The organism is Arthrobacter sp. SLBN-122 (assembly GCF_006715165.1).
Lineage (GTDB): Bacteria > Actinomycetota > Actinomycetes > Actinomycetales > Micrococcaceae > Arthrobacter.
Genome location: NZ_VFMS01000001.1, coordinates 3,962,422 through 3,976,067, shown reverse-complemented (window position 1 = coordinate 3,976,067; position 13,646 = coordinate 3,962,422). Strand labels below are relative to the sequence as shown.

Sequence of the window (13,646 nt, the reverse complement as noted above, 5' to 3'; positions counted from 1 at the left end):
CATTATGCTAATCGAAAACTTTTTCGAACACTTACGGTTCCGCCGTCAGGGAACATCGTAGGCGGCGGCCAGGATCTTCACTGCCTCGGCGAAACTGGCCCCTTGGGATTTGGCGACGGCGGCGTAGGCGGCAGCGGCGGCGGACAGGCCTCCCAGGCGCTCATCCCGTGCGGCGACCACCGTCCCGTTGCGGCCGCGGGTGGTGACGATGCCGGCGGCCTCCAGTTCCTTGTACGCCCTGGCCACGGTGTGCGGGGCGACGTCGAGCTTCTCCGCGAGGACCCGCACGGCAGGCAGCCTGGTGCCCGGTGCCAGCGCCCCGCTGTCCGCCAGGTGGATGACCTGGAGCCGCAGCTGCTCAAACAGCGCCACACTGCTGGCGGAATTGGGCCGCCAGGATCCGGGGAAACCGGCACTGGCGCTCACAGGCCGCCCTCCAGGACCCCTGCGCGGCCGTCGCGTTCGGCGAACTGGGCATTGTACAGCCTGGCGTAGTAGCTGTTGGCGGCAAGGAGGCTTCCATGCGTGCCCTGCTCGACGATGCGTCCGTGGTCCATGACGAGAATTAGATCAGCGTTCCGGATGGTGGACAAACGGTGGGCAATCACGAAACTGGTCCGTCCCTGGCGCAGCCGCTGCATCGCCTGCCTGATGAGCAGCTCCGTCCTGGAATCCACCGAGCTGGTGGCTTCATCCAGGACCAGCACGCTGCGGCCGGCAAGCTGCGCCCTGGCGATGGTGACGAGCTGCCGCTGCCCCTGGCTGAGCGGCTCCCCACCGTTCTCCAGCAGTGTGCCGTAGCCGTGCGGCAGGGACCTGATGAAACGGTCCGCGCAGGTGGCCTCGGCTGCGGCAACAATGTCAGCATCCGCGGCACCCGGAAGGCCGTAAGCGATGTTTTCCCGGATAGTGCCCCCAAAGAGCCAGGAATCCTGAAGCACGACGCCGAACCGGGCCCGCAGATGGTCGCGGGGAACGTCCGCGATGTCCCTTCCGCCCATGGTGATCCGGCCGGAGGAAGGCTCCAGGAACCGCATGAGCAGGTTCACCACGGTGCTCTTGCCCGCTCCGGTGTGTCCCACGATGGCCACTGCCTGGCCGGGCTCCACCGTGAAGGTGAGGTTGCGGACCGCCGGCACGGAGCCCGGGTAGCCGAACGTGACGTCGTGGAAGGCTATGGCGCCCGCTGCAGTACCGCCGGATGCCTTGCCCTCGGGCTCCTGCGGATCTTCGCCGGCGTCCAGGAGCACGAAAACCCTTGCCGCCGAAGCGGCGCAGGACTGCATGACGTTCAGCAGCCCGCCGATTTGCCCTACGGGCTGGGTGAACAACCGGCTGAACTGGATGAATGCCTGTACCCCGCCAATGGTCATGGCACCTGCGAGGACCTGCAGCGCCCCCACCACGGCAACAGCAATGTAGTTAAGGTTGGACATCAGGACCATCAGCGGCTGGACCACGCCGGCTGAGTATTGGGCTTTGGCGGCGGCCCGGGCCAGGCGGCCGTTGCTGCGCCTGAACACCTCCGCCGCCTGGGCCTGCCGGCCAAAAGCCTTGATGACTTCATGCCCGCTGATGAATTCCTCCACGTGCGCGTTGAGCTCGCCCGTTTCCTTCCACTGCCTGGCGAAATGCTCCTGGGACCGCCTGGCCACCAGGACGGTGATCCAGGTGGAGACGGGAACGCTGGCGATGGCAATGGCCGCCAGCAACGGTGAAATCCACAGCATCATGGCCAGGGAACCGCACAGCATCAGGACGGACACGATGAGCTGGGTCAGGACCTGGTTCAGGGCCTGCGCGATGTTGTCGATGTCATTGGTGGCCCTGCTCAGGGCGTCGCCGCGGGAGCGTTGCCGGAAATAGGTCGAAGGGAGGCGGTGCAGCTTGTCCTCAACCGCTGCACGAAGGCTGTACATGAGCCCCTGCACTGCGCGCGCCGTCAGCGCACCCTGGATCCAGTTAAACAGGGAGGCAAAGACGTACATGATGGCCACGGCAGCCAGCAGGATTCCGAGCCGCTGGTCAAGGCTTCCCTGGAAGATGCCGTCCACCACCACGTCAGTGGCGTCGCCCAGGTACTTCGGGGCGGCAACGTTGAGTCCTGCGAAGGCGCAGGTTGCCGCCACCGCCCCCAGCATCTGCAGCCGGAAGGGGCGCAGCAGGCCAAGGAGCCGTGCGGCTGTCGGCCAGAACCTGTGCGCAGTTTCCGCGGCTTCTTCCACTGCCGTCACCGCGTGCCGTCCAGCGCAAGCTGGGATTCGGCGATTTCCCGGTAGGTGGCGGACGTTTCCAGCAGCTCCTGGTGCGTTCCCTGCGCAACCAGCCGGCCGTCGTCGAGCACCAGGATGCGGTCCGCGTCCTCCACAGCCGAAAGGCGTTCGGCGACAATGATGACCGTTGCGGGGGCAAGCGCCTGGTCAAGGGCCTGGCGCAGTCTCGTGTCGGTGTCGTAGTCCAGCGCGGAGAAGCTGTCGTCAAAGAGGTAGAGGGGTGCCTTGCGCAGCAGGGCCCTGGCGATGCAGAGCCGCTGCCGCTGCCCCCCAGAGAGGCTGGCGCCGCCCTGGCCGACGGGGGTTGCAAGTCCACGCGGGAGGTCGCGCATGAAGCGCATGGTCTGGGCCGCCTCCAGGACGGCCCAGAGTTCCTCGTCCGCGGCGTCAGGGGCCGCCATCCTCAGGTTGTCTGCGATGGTTCCGGTAAACAGGTGGGAGTGCTGGGGCACGATGGCCATGGCAGCGCGGAGTTGGTCCACGGGCATGTCCCGGATGTCGTGTCCGGCCAGGGTGATGCTGCCTTTGGTCGCCTCGAGGAAACGTGGAATCAGGTTCAGCAGCGTGGTCTTGCCGCTTCCGGTAGCACCAACGATTGCGGTGGTGGTGCCGGGAGCCGCGGTGAAGGTGATATCCGCCAGCACGGGCGCTTCTGCTCCCGGATAGGAGAAGGCGACACCCTGGAACGCCAGCGTTGCCGGCTGCTTTGGCAGGCCGGCCCCGGGCTGCGCCGGCGGAGCGGTGCTGTGGCCGGCCGGGTTGGGGACTGACGGCTCGGTCTCCAGGACCGCCTGGATACGTTCGGCACAGACAGCGGCACGCGGCGCCGTCATCAGGACGTACATGGACATCATGATCGCCAGCAGGATCTGCATGATGTAGGCGATGAACGCCGTCAGCGCTCCAAGGTTCATCAGTCCAGCCTGGATGCGGTGCCCGCCGAACCAGACGACGGCAACCGAGCTGGTATTGACCACCAGCATGATCATGGGCAGCATCCCCGCTACCAGGAGCGCTGACTGCAGGTTGTTGGCGGTCAATCCCGCGTTGGTCTCCGCGAACCGCCGGACCTCGTGGCCCTGGCGGACAAAGGCGCGGATGACGTCCGCACCGATGATCTGCTCGCGGAGAATCCCACCCGACCGGTCCAGCAGGTCCTGGCCCTCACGGTAGAGCGGAATCAGGCGCCGGACGATCAGGTACATGATCAGCAGGAGCAGGGGCACAATGACGATGACCACCAGGGACAGCGCCACATCCTGCTGCACGGCAAGGACGATGCCGCCGATGCCCATGGCAGGGCCGGCAAAGAGCATGGTGAAGACAAGTACAGCGAAAGCCTGGATCTGCTGGACGTCGTTCGTGGCGCGGGTGGTCAGGCTTTGCGTTCCGAACAGGGCCACGTCCTGGGAGGACAGTGACTGGATCCGGGTGAAAACCTCGGCCCGCAGGCGGTGCCCGGTCCTCATGGCCACAACAGCACCAAGGTAGCCGGCGGCAATCGCGGACGCCGCCTGCACTATGGCAATGACGGCCATCAGCACGCCAAGGCGCGAGATCACCTCCGGTTTGCCCGCAACGATCCCGTCGTCGATGATGGCTGCGTTCACGGTGGGCAGCAGCAGGTTTGCCGCCGCCTGGACCAGCTGGAGGAAAACGATGGCCCAAACGTACGCGTATTGACCGGCAAGCTGCCGCCTCATGAGTCCGACCAGCAAAATACCCCCTGTAAATGCCTGGGCCGAAGAGGGGGCCAGCGGCTTGACCCCTAAACCACAGTCGTCATTGTAAGCCAGATCACTTTCCGCTGCTGTCACAGCCTGTGACCGGGTGGAAAACCATCCGGCGGGCGCGGAGTCAGCCCGCTTTGCGGCCCACTGCGAAGATCCGGCGGAAAGGGAATACGGTGCCATGGACACCGCCCGGGTAGGCATCCCGCAGGGCCGCCGCGTATTCAGCTTCGAAACGCCTGGCGTCCTCATCATCGAGGGCCGCCATGACCGGCCGCAGTGCCGTGCCCCGGACCCAATCCAGCACCGGGTCCGGCCCCGGCAGGACCTGCAGGTAGGTGGTTTCCCACGCGTCCGCCGCACAGCCGGCGTCGAGCAGGATCCCCAGGTAGTCCCCCGGTTCCCCCACTGACTCCCCGCCCCGCAGCACCCCGTCCAGCTTCGCCGCCCACCGGTCCGACCCCGCAAGCTCCCGCATGAGCGAGTGCGAGGGGGCATTGAAGTTTCCGGGCACCTGCATGGCAAACCAGGCCCCCGGCCGCAGAACTTCCAGCCATTTCCGCATCATGTCCTGGTGGCCCGGAACCCACTGCAGGGCTGCATTGGTAACCACAACGTCCGTCTCCGGAGCCGGCATCCAGTCGGCAATGTCCGCCTGCCCAAACTCAAGGGAGCCGGCTTCCTCCGCCAGTGCTGCCGCCTTTGCCAGCATTTCCGCAGAGGAATCCACACCCAGGACCTGGGCGCCGGGCCAGCGTTCAGCCAGGGTGGCCGTGAGGTTCCCCGGTCCGCAGCCAAGGTCGACCACCTGTGCGGGCGCGTCGGCATGGATCCGGGCTGTGAGGTCGAAGAACGGCCGGTTCCGGTAGTCGCCGAACTGGACGTACTTTGCGGGGTCCCATTTCATAAAATTCTCCAGCTTCTGACGCACACACGGGCAAGGCGTAGCCTAACCCGCAACGGGCTCCTGATCCGCCCGCAACGTGGCACTAAGGTTGAAGTCAATGAAACTCGTTGACCAGCTGAGCGATCTGTCCGCCCCCGTCCAATCCGCCGCCGTCGACCCCGACGCCCTTTACACCCGGTTTGTGGAGTGGACGGAAAGCCGCGGCCTGTCGCTGTACCCGGCCCAGGACGAGGCCATCATGGAGCTGGCAACAGGGGCGAACGTCATTCTGGCCACCCCCACCGGGTCCGGGAAATCCCTGGTGGCCATTGCGGCGCACTTCCAGGCCATGGCGCAGGGCCGGCGAAGCTACTACACAGCGCCGATCAAAGCCCTGGTGTCCGAAAAATTCTTCGCGCTCTGTGAGATCTTCGGGGCAGAGAACGTCGGCATGATCACCGGTGACTCCGGGGTGAACCAGGATGCCCCCATCATCTGCTGCACCGCCGAGATCCTGGCCAACATTGCGCTGCGCGAAGGTTCCGCAGCCGAACTCGGCGCCGTGATCATGGACGAGTTCCACTTCTACTCCGACCCGCAGCGGGGCTGGGCCTGGCAGGTCCCCCTGCTGGAGCTTCCACAGGCGCAGTTCCTGCTGATGTCCGCCACCCTGGGCGATGTCACCCGGTTTGAAACGGGGCTCACGGAGCTGACCGGACGCGCCACCACCACCGTCAGCTCCGCCGAACGGCCCATTCCGCTGCATTACTACTACCACCAGACTCCCGTCCACGAGACGCTGGAGGAGTTGTTGTCCACCCGGCAGGTGCCCGTCTACGTGGTGCATTTCAGCCAGCTCGAAGCGATCGACCGCGCCCAGAACCTGATGAGCATCAACGTCTGCACCCGGGAGGAAAAGGACAGGATCGCGGAGCTCATTGCCAACTTCCGTTTCGCTGCCGGGTTCGGCAAGACGCTGAACCGGCTGGTGCGCCACGGGATTGGCGTGCACCACGCGGGAATGCTGCCCAAGTACCGCCGGCTGGTGGAGCAGCTGGCACAGGCAGGGCTGCTGAAGGTTATCTGCGGCACGGACACGCTGGGGGTGGGCATCAACGTCCCCATCCGCACCGTGCTGCTCACGGCGTTGAGCAAGTACGACGGCGTCCGCACCCGCCTGCTCAACTCACGCGAGTTCCACCAGATTGCGGGCCGGGCCGGGCGGGCGGGCTACGACACCGCCGGAACGGTGGTGGTTCAGGCACCAGAGCATGTGATCGAGAACGTCAAGGCGATGGCCAAGGCCACCGCCAAGTTCGGCGACGACCAAAAGAAGCTGCGCCAGGTGGTGAAGAAGAAGCCGCCCGAGGGTTTTGTTTCCTGGGGTGAGCCGACCTTCAAGCGGCTGGTGGAATCGGTGCCGGACCCGTTGACGTCCAGCTTTACGGTGACGCACGCCATGCTGATGAACCTGATGGAACGGCCTGGCGACCCGTTCGCGGCGGCACGGCGGCTGCTCACCGAAAACCACGAGCCGCGGTCCTCCCAGCTGCGGCTGATGAAGAAGGCCCTGGGCATCTACCGGGAACTGCTGGCCGCCGAGGTCATCGAACGAATCCCGCCGGAGGAACAGGGCGCAGATGGCCGTTCGGTCCGGCTGACAGTCCACCTGCAGCCCAACTTCGCCCTGAACCAGCCGCTCTCCCCCTTCGCACTTGCCGCACTGGAACTCCTGGACCCGGAGTCGCCGTCGTACGCCCTGGACGTGGTCTCCATAATCGAGGCGACCCTGGAGAAACCCCGGCAGATCCTGTCCGCCCAGCAGAAGAAGGCGCGCGGCGAGGCGGTGGCGGCCATGAAGGCCGACGGCATCGACTACGACCAGCGGATGGCCATGCTGGACGAGGTCACCTACCCCCAGCCGCTCGCGGAGATTCTGGGCGAAGCGTTTGAGGTGTACCGGAAGGCCGCGCCGTGGGTGGGAGACTTCGAGCTGGCACCCAAGTCGGTGGTCCGGGACATGTACGAGCGGGCCATGAACTTTGGCGAATTCGTCCAGTTCTACGGCCTGGCCCGGTCCGAAGGAATCGTGCTGCGGTACCTGGCCGATGCCTTCAAGGCGCTGCGCCAGACAGTTCCGCAGGACATGCTCCGCGAGGACCTGGCGGACCTGACGGCCTGGCTGGGTGAGCTGGTGCGGCAGGTGGACTCCAGCCTCCTGGACGAATGGGAGGAACTGGCTTCCGGGGCGGCGCCGACGCCGCACGACGCACCGCCGCCACCACCGCCGTCGCTCACCTCCAATATCCGTGCGTTCCGGGTGATGGTGCGCAACGAGATGTTCCGGCGCGTGGAACTTTTCGCGGACGAGGACGCCGCCGCGCTGGGAGAGCTCGACGGCGGTTCCGGCTGGGGCGCAGAGCGCTGGGAAGACGCTTTGGACGACTACTTCGACGAACACGATGACATTGGGACAGGGCCGGATGCCCGCGGGCCGGGCCTGCTTATCATCACCGAGGAACCCGGCACCTGGAAGGTCCGCCAGATTTTCGATGACCCGGCGGCCAACCATGACTGGGGTATCTCGGCGGAGGTGGATCTTGCCGCCTCCGATGCCACCGGAACAGCGGTGGTCAGGGTGACGGACGTCAACCGGCTCTGACGCCGGCGGTAAGCTCGAACAATGAGTGTAATCCGCCCCGCAACCCCGCATGACGTGCCCGCCATCCTCCGCATGATCCATGAACTGGCCCATTACGAGAAGGAACCCGACGCCGTCCGGAACACCCCCGAACGGCTGGAGCAGGTGCTCTTCGGCGCGAACCCCCGCGTCTTCGCAGCCATGGCTGAAAACGCGGCCGGCGAGGTGCAGGGGTTCGCGCTGTGGTTCCTGAACTACTCCACCTGGGAAGGCGTGCACGGGATCTACCTCGAAGACCTGTACGTCAGTCCGGAAGCCCGCGGCGAAGGACACGGCAAGGCCCTGCTCCAGCACCTTGCCGCCATCGCCCTCGAAAACGGCTATGCACGGGTGGAATGGAGCGTGCTGGACTGGAATGAACCTTCCATCAATTTCTACCGCCGCCTTGGCGCCCGCCCCATGGATGGCTGGTCCACCTTCAGGCTGACCGGCGAAGCGCTGGACCAGTTCGGCCGGGCACCGTCCCGCACGTCCCTTCCCGCTTCCTCCCGTGGGTGACGCGCGGCAGGGCCAGGCCACCGCGGTCGGGCATGAGATCAGGGCCCGGCATGAGTTCCGTGGCATGCGCACAGTGGAGCACTACTTCACGGTGCCCCTGGACCATTCCGCTTCAATGAACGGCTCCGCGGAAACCATCACCGTATTTGCCCGGGAGTATGTCTCAGCCGGGCACAGTGAAGAGGCCGCGTCGCAGCTGCCGTGGCTCCTCTTCCTGCAGGGCGGCCCGGGCGGCCGAGGCAACAGATGGGGTTCCCTGGGCGGATGGGGCAAGGCCGCAGCACAGGACTTCCGCATCCTGATGCTTGACCAGCGCGGCACCGGGCTCTCCACACCCCTGGACCGGGCCACCCTGCCCGCCCGCGGAACCGCAGTGGAGCAGGCCGCCTACCTGCAGCACTTCAGGGCCGACTCGATCGTGGCGGACGCGGAACTGATCCGCCGGGCGCTGGACTCACCGCCCTGGACCATCTACGGCCAGAGCTACGGGGGCTTCTGCGCGCTCACCTACCTGTCATTGGCGCCGGAGGGCCTGCGCGAAGCCCTGGTCACGGGCGGGCTTGCCCCGCTCACCGGCAGTGCGGATGACGTGTACCGTGCCACGTACCAGCGGGTGGCTGCCCGCAACGATGAGTACTTCCGCTGGTATCCCGAGGACAGGGAAGTTGTGGAGCGGATCGCCCACCACCTGCGCTCCACACCGGAATTCCTGCCCGACGGCGGGCCCCTCACCGTGGAACGGTTCCAGATGGCCGGGGCGTTCCTGGGCGGCAACACACGCGTGGACGGCCTCCACTACCTGCTTGAGGACGCCTTTATTGACACAGCCGCCGGACCCCGGCTCTCCGATGCGTTCCTGGAGCAGCTCCAGAGCGTGGTTTCCCGCCGCTCCAATCCGCTGTACGCGCTGATGCACGAATCCATCTACGGCCAGGGCGAGGCAACCAATTGGTCCGCCTGGCGGATGCTCGGCGAGAACCCGTGGTTCCGGCCGGATGCCGATCCCCTGCTGCTTACGGGCGAGATGGTGTACCCGTGGTACTTCGAGCAGGACCCCGCCCTCCGGCCGCTGCGGGACGTGGCGGAGCTGCTGGCCGCCAAGCAGGACTGGACGCCGCTGTATGACCCTGGGGCATTGGCGGCGAACACTGTTCCCGTCGCAGCGGCGGTTTACTCAGACGACATCTACGTGGACCGGGACCTTTCCCTGCGGACTGCAGCAGCGGTGCGCGGGCTGCAGGTCTGGGAGACGGCCGACTTCCACCACGACGGAATCGCCGACGACGGTGAACGGATCTTCGCGCGCCTGCTGGGCATGGTGCGGTCAGGCGGCCGCTGACTGCCGGTGTGACAGGCGCGTGAGGACCGCGGCGGCCAGGACTGCCGCCCCGATGGCTCCGCCCAACAGGTTCAGGCCAAGGTAGCCCGCGAAGCCCAGGACCAAACCGGACACGGCGCCGCCCACGGCACCGGCGGCACCCATCAGCATGTCGGAGACACCCTGGACCGCCACCCGGGCGTCCTGCCCCACGCTTTCGGCCAGCAGCGTGGAGCCCGAGATCGTCGCCGCAGACCAGCCCATGCCCAGCAGGACCAGCCCCACGGCCACTGCCGTGGTGGAGGACTGGCCGAACCCGGCAACAGCCACGGCCGCGATCAGCACGGTGAAACCGATCACGATGGTTTCCATCCTGCCTGCCCGGTCGGTCAGCCAGCCCATGACCGGGGAGAGCGCAAACATCCCGGCGATGTGCAGCGAAATGGTGAAGCCGATGATGACCAGCACGTCCCCCTCCGCAACATGCCCTGCATGTGGTCCCGACCCTTCCACCAGGTGCTGGAGGTGCAGCGGCGTCATGGACATCACGCCGACCATCATCGCGTGCGCGGCCACGACGCCGGCCACCGCCAGCAGGGCTGTCCGCGAGCCCCTGATGGCGCGCAGCCCGCGGGCAAGCGAGCCCCGGACAGGCGCCACTGCGGGCCCCGCGGCAGTGGCAGGGGCGGCAGGAACCCCGGCCGGCACTCCTCCTGCGGGGGCTGGCCCTGCCAGCGGGACAACCCCGGCAGCGTTGGCCCCGGCACGTTGGCGGGCCAGCAGCAGCGGGTCCGGGCGAAGGCCCGTGAACAGGATCACCGTGGCAATAAGGAGCCCGGCGCCCGAAATCACGAACGGGCCGGCGACCGGCGGCAGGCCCAGCGCTGCTCCCACGGCTGCACCCGGCTGGATCAGGTTGGGCCCGGCCACCGCGCCCACAGTTACCGCCCAGACGACGGTGGACAATGCCCGCCCGCGGTGCTCGGCCGCGGCGAGGTCGACGGCGGCAAACCTTGCCTGCAGGCTGGCGGCCGTGCCCACGCCGATGCCCGCGGATCCCAGGAGCAACAGGACGAAGAGGCCGGAGACAACGGCCAGCACCATCAGCACGGCGCCTGCCAACGCCGCTGAGAGACCGGCCACCTGGCCGGCCCGGCGTCCACGCCGCTCGGCAAGTGATGCCAGCGGCAGCGCCGCGGCCGAGGCCCCAAGGGTCATGACGGTCGCCACGGAACCGGCCCACGCGCTGGAACCGGAAAGCTCCACGGCCAGGATTGAGCCGATGGACACGGTTGATCCAGTCCCGAGTCCACTGAAAACCTGGGCCACGCTCAGAAGCACGACTGTGCGCCGCTGCACATGGCGCACGTCCTGCTCCATCACAAGGGTGCGGGCCATGTTCAGAGCCTAGTCCCGCGGCGGCGGGTGCCACAGGGGTTTTGGTCCGCTGCCTCCTGGAGGGGTTTAAAAGGCGGGATCCCGGCCGCGCAGGCGGCCGGGATCTTCCGGGGCTTGAATGAGAGGGCGGGCCTACTCGACGTCGCTGTGGCTCTTGCGCGCGTCTTCCTCAAGCCGGGGATCGATCTTGGCAAGCTGGGCCTTGGAGCTGAGCAGGCTGGCGACCACGGCGATGATGATGGTGCCCACGATCACGGCCAGGGAGACAAAGGTGGGGATCTCAGGAGCCCATTCGATGTGCTGCCCGCCGTTGATAAAGGGCAGTTCGTTGACGTGCATGGCATGCAGGACAAGCTTGACGCCGATGAACGCAAGGATGAAGGACAGGGCGTGCTTCAGGTAGATCAGCCGGTTCATCAGGCCCCCGAGCAGGAAGTACAGCTGCCGCAGGCCCATCAGGGCGAACAGGTTGGCCGTGAAGACAATGAAGGGGCTCTGGGTCAGGCCGAAGATGGCGGGAATGGAGTCCACCGCGAACAGCAGGTCCGTGAGGCCGATGGTGATGAAGACGATCACCATCGGGGTGAAGACCTTCTTGCCGTTGACCGTGGTACGCAGCTTGCCGGCGTCGAACTTCTCCGACATGGGGATGACCTTGCGGATCCTGGCGATCAGCGGGTTCTCCCGGTCCTCTTCCTCTTCGCCTTCGTCCTGGGCCTGCTTCCAGGCCGTCCACAGCAGGAACGCACCGAAGATGTAGAAGACCCAGCTGAACTGTTCGATGACGATGGCGCCGAGCATGATGAAGATGCCGCGCAGGATCAGGGCGATGATGATTCCCACCATCAGCACTTCCTGCTGGTATTTCCGGGGGACCGAGAACCTGGCCATGATGATGATGAAGACGAACAGGTTGTCGATGCTGAGGCTGTATTCCGTGACCCAGCCGGCCACGAACTGGCTGCCGAACTCCGGACCGGTGAAAGCAAACATGGCACCGGCGAAGGCCAGGGCCAAGGTGACGTAGAAGGCCACCCACAGGCCGGCTTCCTTCATGGACGGTTCGTGCGGCCGCCGGACCACCAGGAGGAGATCGATCAGGAGTATCAGGCCGAGGACGACAAACGAGCCAACCTCAAACCAAAGGGGCAAATCAAGCACAGGGCAGCCTTTCGCAGGGTACACAAGAATGGTGTAAGTCTCTCCGGCCAGCCTGTGCACTTGGTGCTGATGTGGCGGCCCGCTACGCCCGGCGGGGCAACTGTGCCCTGCGTGTTGACGATCGTAGCGCTTGGGATACTCCCCTACGTGCCTATAACTGTACCCCAGCCACGTGGCGGCGCGCGCCCGGAGATCCGGCAGACAGCCCGGCCGGACCGCTTGGATAACGTTTTCCGCAAAACCGTTGACGCCTTCAGAAGGGGTTGAAATAATCTCTTCCGGGTGAGAAAACGCTTTCTCATGCTTTCCCGGTGTCCGTCCCAGAAAGTCAAGGTTGGTCAATGAAGACTCCTCATCGCACTGGCATGGTGGTCAAAGCCCTTGCCACCGCCGCCGCGCTGGCCATGCTGGCCAGCGGCTGCTCATCCTCCCCGTCGCCGTCGTCCGACAGCGGTGGAAACGTCACCGTCCGCTTCACCTGGTGGGGGAACGACCTGCGGAACAAGCAGACACAACAGGTGATCGATGCATTCCAGGCGTCGCACCCCAACATCAAGATCCAGGCTGAGCCAGGAGTGTGGACCAGTTACTGGGACAAACTGGCCACCACCACGGCGGCCAACGATTCGCCCGACGTGATCCAGATGGACCAGGCCTACATTGCCGAGTACGGTGGCCGGGGCGCACTGCTGGACCTGTCCAAGCAGGGAAACATCGATACGTCCAAAATCGACCAGGACGCCCTCAAATCCGGTCAGGTCAGCGGCAAACAATACGGCCTGAGCACCGGCCAGAATGCCAAGGCGGTGATGATCAACACCAAGATGTTCCAGGACTACGGAGTTCCCATCCCGGATGACAAGACCTGGACCTGGGACGACTACACGAGGACCGCCGCCCAGATCGCAGCGGCCGCGGGCAAGGCCGGCCAGACAAATTACGGCAGTTCCTACTCTTTGACCGACTCCGACCTGAACACCTGGGCCATGCAGCACGGCGAGTCGCTGTACTCCGAGGACGGAGGCCTGGGCTTCAAGGAAGACACCGCCACGTCCTTCTTCCAGAACGTGCTGAACCTGCGCAACCAAAATGCGGCTCCGCCGGCCAACATTGCCACCGAGGACATCAGCGCCCCCGTGGAACAGACCCTGTTCGCCACCGGCAAGACGGCCATGTCCTGGTGGTGGACCAACCAGGTGAACGCGCTCCAGTCAGCATTGAAGACGGACGTAAAGATCCTCCGCGCGCCCAGCTCCAGCGGCAGCGCCAAGGAGAACGGCATGTCCTACAAGCCGTCAATGTTCTGGTCGGTTTCCTCGCGCAGCAAGCACCCGAAGGAAGCCGCCGAAGTGGTCAACTACATGCTCAATAACCTGGATGCGGCCAAGACCATCCTGACCGAGCGCGGCTTCCCCACCAACTCCGAAGTCCAGACCGCAATTGACCCGCTGCTTACACCCGCGGACAAAGCAGCAGCGGCGTTCCTGAAGGACATCAAGCCGGATCTGAAGAGCGGTCCGCCGGTGCCTCCCACCGGTTCCTCCGGGGTGCAGGCGCTGATCCAGCGGTACAGCACCGATGTCCTGTTTGACCGCAAATCCCCCGCTGATGCAGCCAAGGGCCTGATGCAGGAAGCAAAGGGAATGATCGACTCGGCCAGGAAGTAAAGGCCGCAGCATAG

The 13,646-nt window shown here is 65.7% G+C and carries 10 protein-coding genes; 4 read left to right on the top strand and 6 right to left on the bottom strand.

Features of this window, described 5'->3' with window-relative positions; genetic code table 11:
• Positions 1-45: 45 nt before the first annotated feature.
• The 4 genes from FBY36_RS18245 to FBY36_RS18230 form a co-directional block, all read right to left on the bottom strand.
• Entirely contained in the window at positions 46-426 is a 381-nt protein-coding gene (locus tag FBY36_RS18245) for a GntR family transcriptional regulator (RefSeq protein ID WP_142121694.1), read from the bottom strand.
• A complete protein-coding gene (locus FBY36_RS18240; protein ID WP_142121692.1) occupies positions 423-2,234 on the bottom strand; it encodes an ABC transporter ATP-binding protein in 1,812 nt (603 codons plus the stop codon). Before FBY36_RS18240 ends, FBY36_RS18245 begins: the two co-directional genes overlap by 4 nt.
• A complete protein-coding gene (locus FBY36_RS18235) occupies positions 2,231-3,976 on the bottom strand; it encodes an ABC transporter ATP-binding protein (RefSeq protein ID WP_160141908.1) in 1,746 nt (581 codons plus the stop codon). Before FBY36_RS18235 ends, FBY36_RS18240 begins: the two co-directional genes overlap by 4 nt.
• A gap of 154 nt (positions 3,977-4,130) precedes the next feature.
• The gene (locus FBY36_RS18230) at positions 4,131-4,910 is read right to left on the bottom strand and encodes a trans-aconitate 2-methyltransferase (RefSeq protein ID WP_142121688.1); all 780 of its coding nucleotides are present in this window, start codon (positions 4,908-4,910) and stop codon (positions 4,131-4,133) included.
• A gap of 97 nt (positions 4,911-5,007) precedes the next feature.
• On the opposite strand from FBY36_RS18230, the gene FBY36_RS18225 reads away from it, so the two are divergent.
• From FBY36_RS18225 to FBY36_RS18215, 3 genes are all read left to right on the top strand, one after another.
• Positions 5,008-7,551 (top strand): DEAD/DEAH box helicase, encoded by a 2,544-nt coding sequence (locus FBY36_RS18225; protein WP_142121686.1) that lies wholly within the window; start codon positions 5,008-5,010, stop codon positions 7,549-7,551.
• 21 nt (positions 7,552-7,572) lie between these two features.
• The gene (locus tag FBY36_RS18220; RefSeq protein ID WP_142121684.1) at positions 7,573-8,088 is read left to right on the top strand and encodes a GNAT family N-acetyltransferase; all 516 of its coding nucleotides are present in this window, start codon (positions 7,573-7,575) and stop codon (positions 8,086-8,088) included.
• 64 nt (positions 8,089-8,152) lie between these two features.
• On the top strand, positions 8,153-9,427 hold the full coding sequence (locus FBY36_RS18215) for an alpha/beta fold hydrolase (RefSeq protein ID WP_142122710.1): 1,275 nt from the start codon (positions 8,153-8,155) through the stop codon (positions 9,425-9,427).
• Here the strand turns inward: FBY36_RS18215 and FBY36_RS18210 are convergent.
• Entirely contained in the window at positions 9,413-10,804 is a 1,392-nt protein-coding gene (locus FBY36_RS18210; protein WP_142121682.1) for an MFS transporter, read from the bottom strand. The two genes, FBY36_RS18215 and FBY36_RS18210, sit on opposite strands and share 15 nt — an antisense overlap.
• A gap of 132 nt (positions 10,805-10,936) precedes the next feature.
• Positions 10,937-11,965 (bottom strand): TerC family protein, encoded by a 1,029-nt coding sequence (locus FBY36_RS18205; protein WP_142121680.1) that lies wholly within the window; start codon positions 11,963-11,965, stop codon positions 10,937-10,939.
• Between the two features lie 341 nt (positions 11,966-12,306).
• Between FBY36_RS18205 and FBY36_RS18200 the strand changes: the two genes are divergently transcribed.
• Positions 12,307-13,632: an ABC transporter substrate-binding protein gene (locus FBY36_RS18200; protein WP_235008891.1), complete on the top strand. Its 1,326-nt coding sequence runs from the start codon at positions 12,307-12,309 to the stop codon at positions 13,630-13,632.
• Positions 13,633-13,646: the final 14 nt, after the last annotated feature.

Bases quoted from the DNA above. Each gene is read 5' to 3' on its own strand.
- FBY36_RS18235 (WP_160141908.1), bottom strand. From the start codon at position 3,976: ATGAGGCGGCAGCTTGCCGGTCAATACGCGTACGTTTGGGCCATCGTT.
- FBY36_RS18230 (WP_142121688.1), bottom strand. From the start codon at position 4,910: ATGAAATGGGACCCCGCAAAGTACGTCCAGTTCGGCGACTACCGGAAC.
- FBY36_RS18225 (WP_142121686.1), top strand. From the start codon at position 5,008: ATGAAACTCGTTGACCAGCTGAGCGATCTGTCCGCCCCCGTCCAATCC.
- FBY36_RS18220 (WP_142121684.1), top strand. From the start codon at position 7,573: ATGAGTGTAATCCGCCCCGCAACCCCGCATGACGTGCCCGCCATCCTC.
- FBY36_RS18215 (WP_142122710.1), top strand. From the start codon at position 8,153: ATGCGCACAGTGGAGCACTACTTCACGGTGCCCCTGGACCATTCCGCT.
- FBY36_RS18210 (WP_142121682.1), bottom strand. From the start codon at position 10,804: ATGGCCCGCACCCTTGTGATGGAGCAGGACGTGCGCCATGTGCAGCGG.
- FBY36_RS18200 (WP_235008891.1), top strand. From the start codon at position 12,307: ATGAAGACTCCTCATCGCACTGGCATGGTGGTCAAAGCCCTTGCCACC.